Annotated in this window: 17 protein-coding genes; 6 read left to right on the forward strand and 11 right to left on the reverse strand. The window is 52.3% G+C overall.

Annotated elements, in window-relative coordinates; translation table 11 throughout:
* Positions 1-15: 15 nt before the first annotated feature.
* Positions 16-222: a DUF1107 domain-containing protein gene (locus ACOZIO_RS16800; protein ID WP_014333674.1), complete on the reverse strand. Its 207-nt coding sequence runs from the start codon at positions 220-222 to the stop codon at positions 16-18.
* A 303-nt stretch (positions 223-525) separates the two neighbouring features.
* Between ACOZIO_RS16800 and ACOZIO_RS16805 the strand changes: the two genes are divergently transcribed.
* On the forward strand, positions 526-1083 hold the full coding sequence (locus ACOZIO_RS16805) for a YtfJ family protein (protein WP_217219316.1): 558 nt from the start codon (positions 526-528) through the stop codon (positions 1081-1083).
* Positions 1084-1119: 36 nt separating this feature from the next.
* Here the strand turns inward: ACOZIO_RS16805 and cysQ are convergent, their stop codons facing one another.
* Positions 1120-1866 (reverse strand): 3'(2'),5'-bisphosphate nucleotidase CysQ, encoded by a 747-nt coding sequence (gene cysQ, locus ACOZIO_RS16810; RefSeq protein ID WP_129954287.1) that lies wholly within the window; start codon positions 1864-1866, stop codon positions 1120-1122.
* Between the two features lie 198 nt (positions 1867-2064).
* On the opposite strand from cysQ, the gene ACOZIO_RS16815 reads away from it, so the two are divergent.
* Both ACOZIO_RS16815 and ytfE read left to right on the forward strand, forming a co-directional pair.
* On the forward strand, positions 2065-4014 hold the full coding sequence (locus ACOZIO_RS16815) for a bifunctional 2',3'-cyclic-nucleotide 2'-phosphodiesterase/3'-nucleotidase (RefSeq protein ID WP_129954285.1): 1950 nt from the start codon (positions 2065-2067) through the stop codon (positions 4012-4014).
* Positions 4015-4138: 124 nt separating this feature from the next.
* On the forward strand, positions 4139-4804 hold the full coding sequence (ytfE, locus tag ACOZIO_RS16820; RefSeq protein WP_217138281.1) for an iron-sulfur cluster repair protein YtfE: 666 nt from the start codon (positions 4139-4141) through the stop codon (positions 4802-4804).
* 65 nt (positions 4805-4869) lie between these two features.
* Here the strand turns inward: ytfE and fklB are convergent, their stop codons facing one another.
* Positions 4870-5490: an FKBP-type peptidyl-prolyl cis-trans isomerase gene (gene fklB / locus ACOZIO_RS16825; protein ID WP_129954281.1), complete on the reverse strand. Its 621-nt coding sequence runs from the start codon at positions 5488-5490 to the stop codon at positions 4870-4872.
* Positions 5491-5745: 255 nt separating this feature from the next.
* On the opposite strand from fklB, the gene ACOZIO_RS16830 reads away from it, so the two are divergent.
* On the forward strand, positions 5746-6456 hold the full coding sequence (locus tag ACOZIO_RS16830; RefSeq protein ID WP_421595515.1) for a LysM-like peptidoglycan-binding domain-containing protein: 711 nt from the start codon (positions 5746-5748) through the stop codon (positions 6454-6456).
* 99 nt (positions 6457-6555) lie between these two features.
* Here ACOZIO_RS16830 and rplI read toward each other — a convergent pair whose 3' ends face one another.
* The 5 genes from rplI to yjfP form a co-directional block, all read right to left on the reverse strand.
* Positions 6556-7008 carry a 50S ribosomal protein L9 gene (gene rplI / locus ACOZIO_RS16835; RefSeq protein ID WP_129954277.1) on the reverse strand — a complete coding sequence of 151 codons (453 nt, stop codon included), beginning with the start codon at positions 7006-7008 and terminating at the stop codon, positions 6556-6558.
* A 39-nt stretch (positions 7009-7047) separates the two neighbouring features.
* The gene (rpsR, locus tag ACOZIO_RS16840) at positions 7048-7275 is read right to left on the reverse strand and encodes a 30S ribosomal protein S18 (protein WP_002210155.1); all 228 of its coding nucleotides are present in this window, start codon (positions 7273-7275) and stop codon (positions 7048-7050) included.
* Between the two features lie 4 nt (positions 7276-7279).
* Positions 7280-7597, reverse strand: a complete 318-nt coding sequence (gene priB, locus ACOZIO_RS16845; RefSeq protein WP_013573777.1) for a primosomal replication protein N — start codon at positions 7595-7597, stop codon at positions 7280-7282.
* A gap of 5 nt (positions 7598-7602) precedes the next feature.
* Positions 7603-7995: a 30S ribosomal protein S6 gene (gene rpsF, locus ACOZIO_RS16850; protein ID WP_013573776.1), complete on the reverse strand. Its 393-nt coding sequence runs from the start codon at positions 7993-7995 to the stop codon at positions 7603-7605.
* A 150-nt stretch (positions 7996-8145) separates the two neighbouring features.
* Positions 8146-8895: an esterase gene (gene yjfP / locus ACOZIO_RS16855; protein WP_421595516.1), complete on the reverse strand. Its 750-nt coding sequence runs from the start codon at positions 8893-8895 to the stop codon at positions 8146-8148.
* 278 nt (positions 8896-9173) lie between these two features.
* On the opposite strand from yjfP, the gene ACOZIO_RS16860 reads away from it, so the two are divergent.
* Positions 9174-11123, forward strand: a complete 1950-nt coding sequence (locus ACOZIO_RS16860; RefSeq protein ID WP_421595517.1) for a methyl-accepting chemotaxis protein — start codon at positions 9174-9176, stop codon at positions 11121-11123.
* A 96-nt stretch (positions 11124-11219) separates the two neighbouring features.
* Positions 11220-11531 carry a biofilm peroxide resistance protein BsmA gene (bsmA, locus tag ACOZIO_RS16865; RefSeq protein ID WP_129954269.1) on the forward strand — a complete coding sequence of 104 codons (312 nt, stop codon included), beginning with the start codon at positions 11220-11222 and terminating at the stop codon, positions 11529-11531.
* 7 nt (positions 11532-11538) lie between these two features.
* Here bsmA and ACOZIO_RS16870 read toward each other — a convergent pair whose 3' ends face one another.
* From ACOZIO_RS16870 to rnr, 3 genes are all read right to left on the reverse strand, one after another.
* Entirely contained in the window at positions 11539-13170 is a 1632-nt protein-coding gene (locus tag ACOZIO_RS16870; RefSeq protein WP_266059491.1) for an isovaleryl-CoA dehydrogenase, read from the reverse strand.
* A 134-nt stretch (positions 13171-13304) separates the two neighbouring features.
* Positions 13305-14048 carry a 23S rRNA (guanosine(2251)-2'-O)-methyltransferase RlmB gene (rlmB, locus tag ACOZIO_RS16875; RefSeq protein WP_014411562.1) on the reverse strand — a complete coding sequence of 248 codons (744 nt, stop codon included), beginning with the start codon at positions 14046-14048 and terminating at the stop codon, positions 13305-13307.
* A gap of 96 nt (positions 14049-14144) precedes the next feature.
* Positions 14145-16643 (reverse strand): ribonuclease R, encoded by a 2499-nt coding sequence (gene rnr / locus ACOZIO_RS16880; protein ID WP_129954263.1) that lies wholly within the window; start codon positions 16641-16643, stop codon positions 14145-14147.
* Positions 16644-16647 lie beyond the last annotated feature (4 nt).

A 16647-nucleotide genomic window follows, 5' to 3' on the forward strand; every position in this document is an offset into this window, starting at 1 on the left:
CAACACGCAAGGCCATTAGCCCATTTCTGTCTGTAAATGCGTAACCTGCCGGTTAACTTCAGACATCACGCTAAAATGGCGCTTATCACGAACCTTGGGCAACAAAATCTTGCCATGGTCAAACTCAAAAGCGCCGACGTCCTTGATATACAAACGTCCACGAAACAGTGTCTTAACGTACTTTGCGACTTTCATCGGATTGTAACGCTGGAAAATTCTCATTTTTCTATTGTTCTCCGTTAAATCACTACAGTACCGGCCACGTCGCAGGGCGACAGATACCGGGACAGAAAAATATAGTGAAGAGACCTATAACATAGCAGGGCAGTCAGGCATTGCCAGTGGATTTAACTGCTTTTACATTGCTTTTCAGTATTGTCTTAAACCCTGACATTCAAATGCAGTATAACCCTGCCTTATGTGGCAATTTTGTAACCAGCAACACAAATTTAACATACCAACAGGACAGACCACTTACAGCGTCCTATGATTGGCGTGACTGTTCTTTTGTGCCCCGGAGAATCTATGCTTTTAAGAAGTCTTTTTGTGATCAGTTTTATGACATTTTCGCTTTTTGCCTCTGCCCACAACTTTACCGTGGGTCAGCGTCTGGCACCGGTCGGGGTGGATGATAAAGGCGAACTTAATGACATTAATGATGTGTTCAGTTACAGCAAATGGAACAGCGCCAAACTGCCTGGAAAAGTGCGTATCGTGCAGCACATGGCGGGAAGAAGCAGCGCTAAAGCGTTGAATGAGCCATTGATCAGCGCCATCAGAGCAGCAAACTTACCGCATGACCGTTACCAGACCACCACTATCGTCAATACTGACGATGCTATTATCGGCACCGGCCTGTTTGTGCGCAAAAGCATTGAAAGTGGCAAACGTGAATTCCCGTGGTCGCAGGTGATTGTCGACAGCAACGGCGTGGTGAAAAAGGCGTGGCAACTGCAACCGGAAAGCTCGGCGGTAGTGGTGCTGGATAAAAACGGAGTGATTAAATTCGCTAAAGACGGACAATTGTCGCCGCAGGATGTTCAGCAGGTGATTACGTTGGTGGATAGCCTGGTAAAAGAATAAAACGTGAAAACCCCGGCCACAAACCGGGGTGTCATATCAGAATAAAGACACTCTGAAGCCCGGATTCAGGAACGACTCGCGTGGCACATAGTTCAGCGTCTGGCCTTTCCAGTCATGTACCTGCGCTCCGGCGGCCAGCGCGACAGCATGCCCGGCACCGGTATCCCAGATATTGGTCGGCCCGAAGCGCGGATAAAGCTGCGCAGCCCCTTCAGCCACCAGACAAAACTTCAGTGACGAGCCAATCGCCACAGTCTGATGCTCGCCCAGTTGTGCCAGATAATCCTGCAATTCAGGGTCATTACTGAAGTGTGAACGGCTGACAACCACCAGCGGCGGATGTGCTTCTTTCACGGCAATCTGCTGACGCACGCCCTGCTCTTCTTTCCAGGCTTTGCCTTCTGCAGCGCTGTACATCACTTGGGTCACCGGCACGTACACCACGCCTAACACCGGAATACCGTCTTCGATCAGCGCAATATTCACAGTGAATTCACCGTTACGTTTCAGGAATTCTTTGGTGCCATCCAGCGGGTCAACCAGCCAGTAGCGTGTCCAGGTCTGACGTTCACTCCAGCTTTGCGGATCTTCCTCCGACAGCATCGGCGTTTGTGGATCCAACCTTTGCAGGCCGGCTTTAATCACGTGGTGCGCGGCAATATCGGCTGCCGTGACCGGTGAATCATCTTTTTTATGGCGTGCGTCGAGCGGTTGTTCACCGTCATACACCGCCATGATCGCGTCACCGGCATCGCGCGCTAACTGACAAATCTGCTCTAACATCGTTTACCTCAGGGCATTAATTCTCATGACTAAAGCCTAGTTTTTTTTACTACGAATAGCTATCCCGTAATGTAGTCAGCCCATAAAGTTGTTATATCTCACATTTATCCATGACAGCTGATTACATTCTCATCAAACTTTGAGATACATATCCGGTTTTTCTTTACGGGCATCATCCCTTTCTCTGGAGGCAAGGCAATGAATAAGCGTCATCTGACGTTATCCCTGCTGGCGGCACTGACGGCGGCATCCGTTCAGGCGTCACAGGTGGATCTGCGCATTATGGAAACTACGGACCTGCACAGCAACATGATGGACTTCGATTATTACAAAGATAAACCGACCGATAAATTTGGACTGGCGCGCACTGCGAGCCTGATCCATGCGGCACGTAACGAAGCAACCAACTCAGTATTAGTCGACAACGGTGACATCATTCAGGGTAGCCCGCTGGGCGATTATATGGCGGCAAAGGGCCTGAAACAGGGCGACGTCCACCCCGTATATCTGGCAATGAACACACTCGGTTACGCCGTAGGCAATCTCGGCAATCACGAATTTAATTACGGTCTGGATTATCTGCAAAAAGCGCTTGCAGGTGCAAAATTCCCTTACGTGAACGCCAACGTGATTGATGTGAAAACCGGCAAGCCCCTGTTCACGCCGTTCCTGATCACCGAGAACGCGGTAAAAGACAGAGAAGGTAAATCCCATAATCTGCGCATCGGCTATATCGGTTTCGTGCCGCCGCAAATCATGGTTTGGGACAAAGCCAATCTGCAGGGCAAAGTCACCGTGGCGGATATCACCGAAACCGCTAAAAAGTGGATCCCGGAAATGCGTAAGCAAGGTGCCGACATTATTGTCGCTATTCCGCACTCCGGCCTGTCGGGCGATCCTTATAAAACCCTGGCAGAAAACTCGGTCTATTACCTGAGCCAGATAAAAGGCATCGATGCCATCCTGTTCGGCCACGCGCACGCCGTTTTTCCGAGCGAAGAATTCGCCAGCATCAAAGGCGCGGATATCAGACAAGGCACGCTGAATGGCGTTCCTGCCGTCATGCCGGGCATGTGGGGCGACCATTTGGGCGTCGTGGATATGGTACTGAACAACGACAGCGGCAGTTGGAAAGTCGAAACCGCCAAAGCCGAAGCGCGCCCGATTTACGATAAAGAGCAGAAGAAATCGCTGGCGGCGGAAGATCAGGGTCTGGTGAAAGTACTCGCCTCCTCTCACGACGCAACGCGTAAATTTGTCAGTAAGCCAATCGGCAAATCCAACGACAATATGTACAGCTACCTGGCGCTGGTTCAGGACGACCCGACGGTACAAATCGTCAATAATGCGCAGAAAGCCTATACCGAACATTTCATTCAGGGCGACCCGGATTTAGCCGGTCTGCCGGTACTGTCTGCTGCGGCGCCGTTTAAAGTCGGCGGCCGTAAAAACGATCCGGCCAGTTTCGTGGAAGTGGAAAAAGGCGAACTGACTTTCCGTAATGCAGCGGATTTGTATCTGTATCCGAACACGCTGGTGGTGATGAAAGTCACCGGGCAGGAAGTGAAAGACTGGCTGGAATGCTCCGCCGGGCAGTTTAATCAGATTGACGTGAACAACACTAAACCGCAGTCGCTGATCAACTGGGACGGTTTCCGTACTTATAATTTCGACGTCATCGACGGCGTGAATTACCAGATTGATGTCAGCCAGCCGGCGAAATTCGACGGTGAATGCACGCTGATCAATAAAGATGCGGAACGTATTAAAAACCTGACCTACAACGGTAAGCCGATTGACCTGAAAGCCACCTTCCTGGTTGCCACCAATAACTACCGGGCTTACGGTGGGAAATTCGCAGGTACCGGCGATACGCACATCGCGTTTGCGTCACCGGATGAAAACCGTTCTGTGGTTGCGGCCTACATCGGCGCCGAAACCAAAAAAGCGGGCGCAGTCACGCCAACGGCAGACAACAACTGGAAGCTGGCGCCAATTCAGGCATCGCAGCCTCTGGATATCCGTTTCGAAACCTCGCCTGGTGAGAAAGCTGCAAACTTCATCAAAACCCACGCTCAATATCCGATGACGGCAACAGGCCCGGATGCCATCGGTTTCGAGATTTATCGGGTCGATTTGCAAAAATAATGCTCCCTTTAAACGCCCCGCCTGGGGCGTTTTTTCTTCCTGTACTTCCTTTGAGCTATAGCCGTGACTTAAACATGCATTTATAATGCATGTTATAGATTCTTTCATTTAACGAGGCTTCATCATGGACTATCGCGACCAACCCCTTGGCGCTCTGGCTGTTGCCATTCCGCGTGCTACACGTTTGTTCCGTCAGTACGATCTCGATTTTTGCTGCGGTGGTAAACAAACCCTGTTGCGCGCGGTTACCAAAAAAGAGCTGGATATTGATCTCATCGAACAACAGATTGCTGAAATTGCCCAACTGCCGGATACCTCTACTGACTGGAAAACCGCACCGCTGGCGCAAATTATCGATTTTATTATTCCACGCTACCATGACCGTCACCGTCAGGAGTTGCCGGAACTGATTCTGATGGCCGGCAAAGTGGAACGGGTACACGGTGACAAATTACCTTGCCCGCACGGACTGGCGGTTCAACTGCAACTGATTCTGGAAGAGCTGACCAGCCACATGATGAAAGAAGAACAGATCCTGTTCCCAATGATACGCGGCGGAATGGGCCGTCAGGCCGCCGGTCCGATCTCAGTCATGGAACGTGAGCACGATGATGCGGGACAGATTCTGGAAGAGATTAAACGCCTGACCAATGGTGTAACGCCGCCTGACGGGGCGTGTGTGACCTGGCGGGCACTGTACGCCGGTATCAACGAATTTATCACCGACCTGATGGAGCATATCCATCTGGAAAACAACCTGTTGTTCCCGCGCGCGCTGCGTGGCGAATAAGTCAGGTTTCAGCAACAGAAAAGGGCGCATAAGCGCCCTTTTCTGTTGCTGTTATCCCTGAGGAATTACAGAATTTCCAGCAGCTCAACTTCAAAGATCAGTGCGCTGTATGGAGGGATGGAAGCACCCGCACCACGTTCACCGTAAGCCAGGTTATGTGGGATATACAATTCCCATTTAGAACCTACCGGCATCAGGGTCAGTGCTTCGATCCAGCCTGCGATAACACCATTGACCGGGAATTCAGCCGGTTCACCACGCTGTACGGAACTGTCGAACACAGTGCCGTCAATCAGTTTACCGGTGTAGTGAACACGTACACGATCCTGGCGGCCCGGGATTGAACCTTCGCCCTGAGTGATGACAGAGAATTGCAGACCGGATTCGGTGCTGCTCACGCCTTCGCGCTGTGCATTGGCCGCCAGAAATTCCTGCCCCTGAACAGCCAGAGCTTCCTGACGTTCACGACGAACAGTATCAGCACGTTCGTGGACTTCACGCAGCGCGCGGTGAACCACGTCAACAGGAACGGCTGGCGTATTCCCTTCCAGCGCATCGCGTAAGCCTGCCAGCAGTGCGTCAGGCTCTAAGCCCTGCAAACCTGATTCCTGCAATTGTTGACCGACCTGCAGGCCGATACCGTAACTTGCCTGCGCTTCTACGCTGTCAAATGAAGGGGTAGTCATGAAATTTCCTTAGCTCTTAAAAATATCGAAGGCGCAGCATAGCAGCGCAAGGCTTTTGGGTAAAATCCTCTGTGAGGCAACATGACAGCAGAGGCAGTTCCTTCCCCTTTTCGGGAAATTTTTCGCATTTGATAGCCTTCAGGGCATCGTTTGGGTGATATTTGTGCTTTGTCCCTTTCCGCATCAAGCAGTTAAACAGCTATACTAGGCAGCAACAGGCAGTCGACATTACGACAGTTAACAAGAGAGGTCGTCATGGGCAGAATCCCGCCCAGGAGAAGGAAAGCCATCCGTATTTATCAACCCATGTTGAGATCCTGGATTGCCATTATGAACAGGCCGATGCGCGATACCACAGCGCCGCAGAGTGAAAGTGAGAGTGAAATCACGTCTGCAGAAACGGAGACCGGAACTTCCGCCTCAACCCGGGGCAAAACGCTGCTGAGCAAAATCTGGCATATGAGTGACGATTTTCACTGGTTGTCGCCCCTGCCATATGCACACCGCCGCGGCATTATTCTCGCTGTCCTGGTGATTCTGCTGGCGTTGTTGTGGCCGTATACGCCAGAAAATACCTATACACCGTCGCAATCGCAACAACCGACCAGCATCCCCATGCAGGCCGATTTGCGTAACGATCAGGGTCGTACTACGCAAATGGCGCAGCCTGAGCCTGTTCAGCCGCAGAGTAATGACAACAGCGGTACATGGCGCAGTTATCAGGTGCAATCGGGTCAGACGCTGGCACAGTTGTTCCGCGATAATAATATGGCGGTCAATGATGTATTTTCGATGGCACGGATAGAAGGAGCGGACAAACCGCTGAGCACTCTGAAGACCGGGCAGGAAGTGAAGATACAGCGTGATGCACAGGGAGTGGTCATGGCCCTGCAAGTGACAACTGATCAAAATGTTACGGTGACATTTACCCGTCAGCCGGACGGCAGTTTCCAGCGCGGCAACTGATCCGTTTTTTTATCCTTTCCCTGTCTGTACATTTTCCTGAACGCAGAAAAGCAAAACGCCGGCACAAGGCCGGCGTTTCACGGGTTAACTGACGCGTTATTACGCTTCAGCAACCACAACTACGTTCAGTTTAGCGAATACGTCGCTGTGTACCTGGAACTCAACTTCGTGTTCACCAGTGGTACGCAGAACGCCATTCGGCAAACGAACTTCGCTTTTAGCAACTTCAACGCCAGCAGCAGTTACTGCATCAGCGATATCGCGGGTACCGATAGAGCCGAACAGTTTGCCTTCGTCGCCTGATTTAGACGCGATGGTTACTGAACCCAGTTCGTTGATTTTAGTTGCGCGAGCTTCAGCAGCGGACAGAACGTCAGCCAGTTTAGCTTCCAGCTCTGCACGGCGTGCTTCGAAAAATTCAACGTTTTTCTTGGTAGCAGGAACAGCTTTGCCCTGTGGTACCAGGAAGTTACGAGCGTAGCCCGCTTTAACGTTAACTTGATCACCCAGGCTGCCCAGGTTTGCTACTTTATCAAGCAGAATAACTTGCATTACTTTATCCTCTCAAAGTCGTTAATAGACAGTGGCCGATTACTGATGACGATCAGTGTATGGCAACAATGAAAGGTAGCGAGCGCGCTTGATGCAACGAGCGAGCTGACGCTGGTATTTTGCACGAGTACCGGTAATACGGCTCGGGACAATTTTACCGCTTTCGGTAATGTAGTTTTTCAGTGTAGCGATGTCTTTGTAATCAATCTCTACAACGCCTTCCGCGGTGAAACGGCAGAACTTGCGACGACGGAAATAACGTGCCATTAGGCTAGTCTCCAGAATCTATCAAATCAATCTGCTCGGCATGTAACACCACTTTATTCAGACCATTGCGCCCTTGATGGCAGCTAATGAATCCGGTAACAGTGAGTTGCGTGCCGACCGTTATACTGTGAGTTAATGCTTGTGACGCTTGTCCACTGACAACCACGGGCATTCTGCACCATGCTTGTCGGTTGAATCCGGCTTCCTGCTGCGATGATTTATGCTCTAGCACAAACTGGCAATGCGGAATGCCCGAAGGACTGACTTTACGAATGGGGGTCTTGCACACAGTGCCTGACAACACCAGACGATTCGCCGTCACGGCAATTACTCTTCAGAATCCCCAGCTTCAGCATCATCATTAGCTTCAGCAAAATCTTCACGACGATCACGACGTTCGTCTTTTGCTTTAACCATTGGAGATGCTTCAGTTACCGCGTGTTTAGTACGCATAACCATGCTACGGATAACGGCGTCGTTGAAGCGGAAGTTAGTTTCCAGCTCATCGATCGCTTCCTGCGGCGCTTCAACGTTCAGCAGAACGTAGTGCGCTTTGTGCAGTTTGTTGATCGGGTAAGCCAGTTGACGGCGGCCCCAGTCTTCCAGACGGTGAATCTGACCCGCAGCGTTAGTGATTACTGCACTGTAACGCTCGATCATGCCCGGAACCTGTTCGCTTTGGTCAGGGTGAACCATAAAAACGATTTCGTAATGACGCATCGAATTGCTCCTTACGGATTATTCAGCCTCCTGTCAGGGTCAACCGCGGCCCATGGAAGCAAGGAACGTGTTTGTGTGCGGTCGAAAAAATGACGCGCAATTATATGTACAGCCTGTGGGAAACTCAAGGAGAAAGGCAGATTAATTTCTTTACAGCTTTTCGGCAAAGAAAGCTGTGGCTTCAGCCAGCGCATGAACCGAGACTTTATGCTTTGCACCGGCCTCAGAAATAAAAGTCAGATGGGTATCCGCGCCACTTTCAGCCAACTCCTGCCGCAAACGCTGGCTTTCGCCAAACGGCACCACATCATCTTCTTCACCATGCCAGACAAACAAAGGAATATCTGCGATTAATGCTGCTTTACCGCTGAAATCCAGACGCAGTAAAGGCGCAATCTCGCGTTCAAATATGTCACGCTGCACAATGCCACCGGCATTGTAAGCAGGGAAAAGATGGTGGGATAAACGCGCAAAATAACCAGAACCCATCAGGTTTGCCGCCGCTTTAATCCACGGGAATTTGATCAGCGCTGCCATGGTGGTCATGCCGCCCATAGAAACGCCGCCGACGCCTAAACGCTGCGGATCCGCCAGACCCCGTCCGACAAACGCTTCTTTTAGCAAGGCCAGCTCATCAATATTGTTCTGTAAAATATGCCAGAAATTCGCCAGACAGCGCTCTTCACTGTGTCCCGCACGCGCGCCGTGCATTAACGCATCAGGCAGGATCACTCGAAAACCCGTTTTCGCCAGTGTGTAGCCGAAATACGAGTAAATCTCTTTAGAAGACAGAAAACCGTGATAGAAAAAAATCGTCGGGAGTTGCTGCTGATACTGGCCGGCGGGCACGGCATGAATCACCTGGATCCCGTCAATATTTTCTTCGTACATCTCAACCATCGTATCTTCCCCTGCGTATTTAGAAAAAATTTCGGTCTCTGTCGGTGTTGATATTCTACGGGTCTGAAAAATCGCGACCACAACCTTTTTCGTATGGTTTATAACCCGTTATTCGAAACCCGCTTTTTCAGTGGGCCAGCCTTAATCCAAATTCACACATTCGCATTTATTTCATTGATTCAGATCAATTTAAAATGAAATAAATAGTTACATTTGAACATTAATCCTTTCCCGTTCTCCGCCGTTAGTGCGCTATCAGAAGCTAACGGGAAAAAACCATGAAAAAAACATCAAAACGTGCATTTCGACGGTGGAGCATTGGCGCAAAACTGGCCAGCATCGCCTCTCTGCTCGTCGGAACCTTATTTATTATTTTCACTTTGTCACTGACGCATTCTGCCGGAAAGCAGGTCAGTGAACTGACCGTTAACGCCATTTCTGAACAGGTCACCGGCGTGGTAGATATGATTGAAATGTACAACGCCAGCCTGAATGCGGAAGTGGACAGCTATACGCGTCTGTTCAGTCATTTTCTGCCGTCGGATTTCGAACTGGACACTACCAGCCCGATCATGGTGGGTAATCAGTCCACACCGGTCATTAAAGCAGGTGGTACGCCACTGAATCTGGACAGTAAAATCCCTGATGATTTTCTGGCACGCACCGGCGCAATTTCTTCGATATTTGCCCGACGCGGCGATGACTTTATCCGCGTAACCACGTCCCTGAAAAAACAGGACGGCAACCGCGCTATTGGCACGTTGCTCGACAATACCAGCCCGGCTTATGCACAGATCATGGCCGGACAATCCTTTAACGGGCTGGCGACGTTATTTGGTAAACAATACATTACCAAATACCAGCCGGTGCGCGATGCGCAGGGCAATGTGATCGGGATTTTGTTCGTGGGTGTCGATATCACGGCAGAATATGCCGATATGCGCCAGAAAATCCTGTCCAAACGTATTGGTGAGAAAGGGTATTTCTTTGTGCTCAACAGTGCACCGGGGAAAGATCGGGGTAAATATCTGGTTCATCCGACCGGGGAAGGTAAAACCCCTGCGTGGCCTGACGGCGAGTTACAACAGGTCATGTCGCAGCCAAAAGGCCAGCGCGAATACATGGATGCGGCCAGCCAACATCAGCAATTTATGGTATATGCGAATGTTCCGGCCTGGCATTGGGTGGTCGTGGGCAGCACAGATAAAAACAGCCTGATGGAACAGGTCAACAGTACGCGCAATCAGTTTCTGCTGATAAGCCTGCTGGCGCTGGCGTGTTTTGCGGCTCTGTTTATCGGACTGACCCGCAAACTGGTCAGCCGCCCGCTGAGCGAGGTCGTGCGTATCGCACAACAATATGCCAGCGGGGACCTGCGCGCGCGCGCTGAGACGCAGCGCATCGATGAAATTGGTGCACTGATGCATGCCATGGACGGTATTGGTCACGGGCTGGAAAAAATTGTCGGCGAGGTACGGCAGGTTTCGTCTGAAATCATGATGAATACCCAAGGATTAGCGCACGACAGCGATCAGATCACTCAGCAAATCGGCACACAAGCCAGCAGTCTTGAAGAAACATCGGCCAGTATGGAGCAGATTACCGCTACCGTTCAGAACACTGCGGACAACGCCACACAGGCCACACAGCTGGTGCAACAGACCGATAAAGCGGCCACCGTTGGCGCGGAGGCGGTGAATCAGTCGGTCATGAGCATGGAGGCGATTAAACACGCTTCAACGCGCATCGCGGATATCACAACCGTTATCGAAGGCATTGCCTTCCAGACTAATATCCTGGCCCTTAATGCCGCCGTAGAAGCCGCCAGAGCCGGTGAGCACGGACGCGGATTTGCGGTTGTCGCCTCGGAAGTCAGGGCACTGGCGCAGCGCAGTTCAAATGCCGTGAAAGAGATTGAAAATCTGGTCGCAGATTCCCTGAATAAAGTCGAAGACGGCCATCAGAGCGCGGCCAAAACGCAGGCAAACATGAGCAATATCTTACAGGGCATTAATCAGGTAAAAGTGCTGATGAGCGATATCGATGTGGCAGCACACGAACAGTCTTCCGGTATTTCGCAGGTAAATATTGCCATTATGCAGATTGGCAAAGCGACGCAGGAAAACGCCACACTGGTGGAAAATTCCCAGCAAACTGCGGCGGCACTCAGTGAACAAGGTCGCCATCTCTCACAACTGGTCAGCGTCTTTAAAATTTCCGAACGATAGAATGCGAGTCTGCGCGGCAATAAATGCCACGCAGACTCGCCAGCATACCGGTGAAAGGGCTACACTTTGATCATTACCCTTTTACCGGAAATCACGATGACATTTCTCCGACGCCCTGCCCTGCTGCTTTTACTGGTGGCACTGAATGGTTGCAGTCATCTGACGCAAACCGTACCGGTTGCACCGCCTGCACCGACGGACAAAGCGCAGGAAATTACCCGGGCGCAAACCTCCACGCTGACCAAAATTGGTAATGTTACTGCTGACGTAATTGGCAGCCCGATGGATGCCGAAGCCGAAATCCAGCGCAAAGCCGACGCTGCGGGTGCCCGTTACTACGTGATTATGTTTAACAGCGAAACCATCATGCCAGGCCGCTGGTATTCTCAGGCCATACTTTACCGCTAAACGTTCGTTATTCAGCGCCGATGGCGCGGTTGAGCAGTAACTGACATAGCCGTTCCGGCAGCCGTGTTTCTCCGCGCGGATCCAGCACCATGCGACACCACGCATCTGCCACCGGTGGCGACGCAAACGCCAGCATTTGCGTCGCTGTCATCAGGTTACATAGCTGGCCGGTCAGCCAGCGCCCTTGCGCTTCTTCCGGCGCATGCAGCCGGTGTAAAAACTGGCGTGACACCCGGTCAAAGATGCGGTTTTGTCCGCGCACCTGCTGCAAAATCTGCTGAACCATTTCCGCACTGGCAGGCAGCTTTTTCAGCGTGCGCAACACATCAAGACACATGATATTTCCCGACCCTTCCCAGATACTGTTGACCGGCATTTCGCGATACAAACGCGGTAACTCGCTATCTTCGCAATAGCCAATCCCCCCCAGCACTTCCATCGCCCCGGCTACAAACGACATCCCCTGACGGCAGACTTCGAACTTCGCAGCGGGCGTGAGCAGGCGGCATAACAATTGTTCCGCCGGATTATTGCGCTCTCCGCAAGCGGTAGCCAGACGCATCAGTAGCAGGGTTTGCCCTTCCAGATATAACGCCATCCGGCTGAGTGTCTGACGCATCATAGGCTGTTCGGTTAAGGGTTTACCAAACACCTGTCGCTGGAACGCATGATACAACGCTACGGACAATGCCCGGCGCATCATGGCGTGGCTGCCCAGCGCACAGTCAAACCGTGTATGACCGCCCATTTTGAGGATATGACGAATGCCTTCACCTTCCTCTCCCAGCAACCAGCCAGTGGCGTTCTGAAACTCCACTTCACTGCTGGCATTCGAACGGTTACCGAGTTTGTCCTTCAGCCGCTCAATGCGGATAGCATTGCGTGACCCGTCAGGCAAAATCCGTGGCAAAAAGAAACAGGAAAGTCCGCCACCTGCCTGCGCCAGCACCAAATGTGCATCACTTTGCGGCACGGAGAAAAACCATTTGTGCCCCACCAGGTGATAAGGTTTTCCGCTACCGCGGCCTTCCAGTGCTGTCGCCCGCGTGGTGTTACTGAGCACGTCCGAGCCCCCCTGTTTTTCCGTCATGCCCATACCGATCAGCACGCCTTTCTTCTGATCGCCGGCTTGCAGATGCGGATCATAACGGTCAGATAACAGGGGTTTCATCCAGCCACTGAAATCCGGCGGAAGATATTTTTGCAGCAGCGGGATCGCACCAAATGTCATTGTCACCGGACATAGCGTCCCCGCTTCAACCTGGCCGTGAAGAATAAAACGCGCTGCACGCGCCACTACTGCTCCCACCCGCGCATCTTCCTGCCACGGTAAATTGTGCACACGGTTGGCGATCAGCCCCTGCATCAGCAGATGCCATGCCGGGTGGAAACGCACGTCATCAAGACGCTCGCCGGTAGCGTCATAGCGCAAAAGATCAGGCGGATTAGCATTCGCCAGCCTTCCCAGCTCAAGCGATTCCGCAGAACCTAATTGTTGCCCGAGGGACGCCAGCACATCTGCATCCCAGCCCGCCTGCTGGCGGGAAACCGCTTCACGCAGCGGCGTATCGGAAAGAAATAAATTACTGTTACTCAGCGGCTTGGGTTGATTGAAAACCCGGTGTGTTTCCCAGTCCATCGCCTGCTCCCTGTCAAAAGGATATGGCGTAAGTATGGTAAAAATCGGGGAATTAACAGGCGGACAGATCACAAACGCAGAAATGCAAACGGGAGCCCTGAGGCTCCCGTTTTAATCAGCGCAAAAAATAACAATCAACTCTTCTTCAGACCGCGCTGGCGAACCGCTTCGAACAGACAAACACCGGTGGCTACAGAAACGTTCAGGGAAGAGACACTCCCCGCCATGGGGATGCTGATCAGCTCGTCACAATGTTCGCGGGTCAGCCGGCGCATGCCTTCACCTTCCGCCCCCATCACCAGTGCCATCGGGCCTGTCATTTTACTCTGGAACAGATCATGATCGGCCTCACCGGCCGTGCCGACGATCCAGACATTATGTTCCTGCAGTACGCGCAATGTACGCGCCAGATTGGTCACGTTGATCAGCGGCACGTTTTCAGCGGCACCGCTGGCGACTTTCTTCGCAGTGGCATTCAGTTTCGCAGAACGGTCACGCGGAACAATTACCGCGTGAACCCCGGCGGCATCCGCAGTACGCAGACAGGCGCCCAGGTTATGCGGGTCCGTTACGCCGTCAAGCACCAGCAGGAACGGACAATCAAGGCTTTCGAGCAACGCAGGCAGGTCATTTTCCTGATACTGACGACCTTCACGCACGCGCGCGATGATCCCCTGATGCACAGCACCTTCGGATTTCTCATCCAGCCACTGGCGGCTCGCCACCTGGATGACGATACCGCTGGCTTCCAGCTCGTCGATCAGCGGTTTCAGGCGTTTATCGTCACGGCCTTTCAGGATAAAAACTTCCAGAAAGCGTTGCGGATCGTTGTCGAGTAAGGCTTTAACGGAATGAATACCGTAAATAATTTCGCTCATGATGCTCTTTAAAATAGACTTGCGGACAGCATGCTGTCCGCAATTTAGTAAGGATAGTTACAGACGATTCTATCATAGAAGAATCGTCAGAAAGGATTAGCTGTCAGACTGCTTTTTCTTCGCGCGTTTGGCTCTGGTCGCCGCCGCAATTTTTGCGGTTTTGTCAGAAGGCTTTTTGGCTTTCTTCGGCTTACCGTCTTTACCCACAGCACTGACTGCTTTTTCTTTCTTAGGTTTTGCCGGTTTCGCATCATCTTTGCGGAATGCGCTGTCCGGTTCAAAGTTCACGTTTTTCTTAGCGCTGCGGCGACGGCCAGCGTTGGCTGGCGCAGCAGAACGCAGGGTACGTTCGCCCCCTTTTTTCGCGCGGTCACGCGCGGTTTTGCCTTCGCCCCGCGCTTTGCGGGTGCTGGACACCAGCGCGAAATCGATTTTACGTTCGTCCATGTGCACCGCTTCGACGCGAATTTCTACCGTATCGCCCAGGCGATAAACCGCGCCGGAGGATTCGCCCACCAGACGCTGGCCGATGTTATCGTAACGGTAATAATCGTTGTCAAGCGATGAGACGTGCACCAGACCGTCAATGAACAGATCGTTGAGGCGTACGAAGAAACCGAAGCCAGTGACACTGGCGATAATGCCGGTGAAGACTTCACCCACATGATCCTGCATGAAGTCGCATTTCAGCCAGTCAGCCACGTTGCGGGTGGCTTCGTCCGCGCGGCGTTCCGCCATCGAACAATGCTCACCGAGTTGCAACATATCTTCGTAATCACTGTGCCAGCCACCGGTCGGCGTCCAGCGATCTTTCAGCGTGCCATGCTCTTTCGCCAGCAGATACTTGATCGCACGGTGCAATGCCAGATCCGGATAACGACGGATTGGCGAAGTGAAATGCCCGTAAGACGGTAACGCCAGACCAAAGTGGCCACGGTTTTCCGGATCGTAAATCGCCTGTTTCATCGAACGCAACAGCATGGTTTGCAGCATTTCGCGGTCAGGACGGTCGGCCAGTTCATCCATGATCTGAGCATAATCCTTCGGCTCAGGCTTCATGCCGCCGCCCATCACCAGACCCAGTTCACCCAACACGCTTTTCAGCGCGGAGATATGGTCATCGCTTGGACGGTCATGCACACGGAACAGTGCCGGTTCGTTATGTTTTTCAACAAAACGTGCGGCAGCGATGTTCGCCAGAATCATGCACTCTTCAATCAGTTTATGAGCATCGTTACGTACAGTCGGCTCGACACGTTCGATACGACGCTCAGCATTAAAGATAAATTTCGCTTCTTCGGTTTCGAACGCAATACCGCCGCGCTCTGCACGCGCCTGATCCAACATTTTGTACATGGTGTGCAGTTCAAGCAAATGCTTAACCAGCGGCGAATATTGCTCGCGCAGTTCCGGATCGCCTTCGATGATGCGCCAGACTTTGTTGTATGTCAGACGTGCATGAGAGCTCATTACCGCTTCGTAGAACTTAGAGCTGGTCAGCTTACCCTGGGCGGAGATGGTCATCTCACAAACCATGCACAGGCGGTCTACCTGTGGGTTCAGGGAACACAGGCCGTTGGACAGCACTTCCGGCAGCATCGGGACAACCTGCGACGGGAAGTACACCGACGTAGCACGGCTGCGGGCTTCATCATCCAGCGCCGTGCCGTGACGGACGTAATAGCTCACGTCGGCAATGGCCACCCACAGGCGCCAGCCACCGCCGCGTTTTTTCTCGCAATATACGGCATCATCGAAGTCGCGCGCATCTTCACCATCAATGGTGACCAGCGGCAGACTGCGTAAATCGACACGGCCTTTTTTCGCTTCTTCCGGCACCTGTTCGCTCAGGTCTTCGACCTGTTTCAGCACCTGTGGCGGCCAGACGTGGGGGATTTCATGAGTACGCAGAGCGATATCTACCGCCATGTTGGTACCCATTTTATCCCCGAGGACCTCAACGATTTTACCGACCGCTTTAGTGCGTCGGGTCGGACGCTGTGTCAGCTCAACGACCACCATATAGCCCATGCGTGCGCCATTAATGGCGTCAGCCGGGATCAGGATATCAAAGCTCAGGCGGCTGTCGTCAGGCACCACAAAACCGGCGCCAGCGTCAGTAAAGTAGCGACCCACAATCTGGCTGGTTTTCGGCACCAGAACACGCACGATGCGAGCTTCACGGCGGCCTTTACGGTCGGTTCCGACTGGCTGTGCCAGTACCACGTCGCCGTGGATGCACATTTTCATTTGTTCCGCAGAAAGATACACATCGTCTTTCTTTACGCCTTCAAGGCGCAGGAAACCGTAACCATCGCGATGACCGATGACCGTGCCTTTCAGCAAGTCGAGACGCTCAGGCAGCGCGTAACACTGGCGACGGGTAAAGACTAACTGCCCGTCACGTTCCATCGCGCGCAGACGGCGACGCAGGGCTTCCAGTGCTTCTTCTCCGGAGAGATTAAGTTCGTTACCAATTTCTTCCCGGCTGGCTGGGGTTTCACGTTTGGCGAGGTGTTCCAGAATAAATTCACGGCTGGGAATAGGTGATTCGTATTTTTCTGCTTCTCGTTCCAGGAATGGATCTTGTGACATAGCG

The organism is Rahnella sp. PD4 (assembly GCF_049199325.1).
Taxonomy (GTDB): Bacteria; Pseudomonadota; Gammaproteobacteria; order Enterobacterales; family Enterobacteriaceae; genus Rahnella; species Rahnella perminowiae.

Excerpts from the sequence above, each read along its gene's own strand:
- rpsR (WP_002210155.1), bottom strand. The coding sequence starts at position 7,275 with ATGGCACGTTATTTCCGTCGTCGCAAGTTCTGCCGTTTCACCGCGGAA.
- fklB (WP_129954281.1), bottom strand. The coding sequence starts at position 5,490 with ATGACTACCCCTTCATTTGACAGCGTAGAAGCGCAGGCAAGTTACGGT.
- ACOZIO_RS16800 (WP_014333674.1), bottom strand. The coding sequence starts at position 222 with ATGAGAATTTTCCAGCGTTACAATCCGATGAAAGTCGCAAAGTACGTT.
- rlmB (WP_014411562.1), bottom strand. The coding sequence starts at position 14,048 with ATGAGCGAAATTATTTACGGTATTCATTCCGTTAAAGCCTTACTCGAC.
- ACOZIO_RS16870 (WP_266059491.1), bottom strand. The coding sequence starts at position 13,170 with ATGGACTGGGAAACACACCGGGTTTTCAATCAACCCAAGCCGCTGAGT.
- ACOZIO_RS16860 (WP_421595517.1), top strand. The coding sequence starts at position 9,174 with ATGAAAAAAACATCAAAACGTGCATTTCGACGGTGGAGCATTGGCGCA.
- ACOZIO_RS16815 (WP_129954285.1), top strand. The coding sequence starts at position 2,065 with ATGAATAAGCGTCATCTGACGTTATCCCTGCTGGCGGCACTGACGGCG.
- cysQ (WP_129954287.1), bottom strand. The coding sequence starts at position 1,866 with ATGTTAGAGCAGATTTGTCAGTTAGCGCGCGATGCCGGTGACGCGATC.
- ACOZIO_RS16805 (WP_217219316.1), top strand. The coding sequence starts at position 526 with ATGCTTTTAAGAAGTCTTTTTGTGATCAGTTTTATGACATTTTCGCTT.
- ytfE (WP_217138281.1), top strand. The coding sequence starts at position 4,139 with ATGGACTATCGCGACCAACCCCTTGGCGCTCTGGCTGTTGCCATTCCG.
- yjfP (WP_421595516.1), bottom strand. The coding sequence starts at position 8,895 with ATGGTTGAGATGTACGAAGAAAATATTGACGGGATCCAGGTGATTCAT.
- ACOZIO_RS16830 (WP_421595515.1), top strand. The coding sequence starts at position 5,746 with ATGGGCAGAATCCCGCCCAGGAGAAGGAAAGCCATCCGTATTTATCAA.
- rplI (WP_129954277.1), bottom strand. The coding sequence starts at position 7,008 with ATGCAAGTTATTCTGCTTGATAAAGTAGCAAACCTGGGCAGCCTGGGT.
- rnr (WP_129954263.1), bottom strand. The coding sequence starts at position 16,643 with ATGTCACAAGATCCATTCCTGGAACGAGAAGCAGAAAAATACGAATCA.
- rpsF (WP_013573776.1), bottom strand. The coding sequence starts at position 7,995 with ATGCGTCATTACGAAATCGTTTTTATGGTTCACCCTGACCAAAGCGAA.
- bsmA (WP_129954269.1), top strand. The coding sequence starts at position 11,220 with ATGACATTTCTCCGACGCCCTGCCCTGCTGCTTTTACTGGTGGCACTG.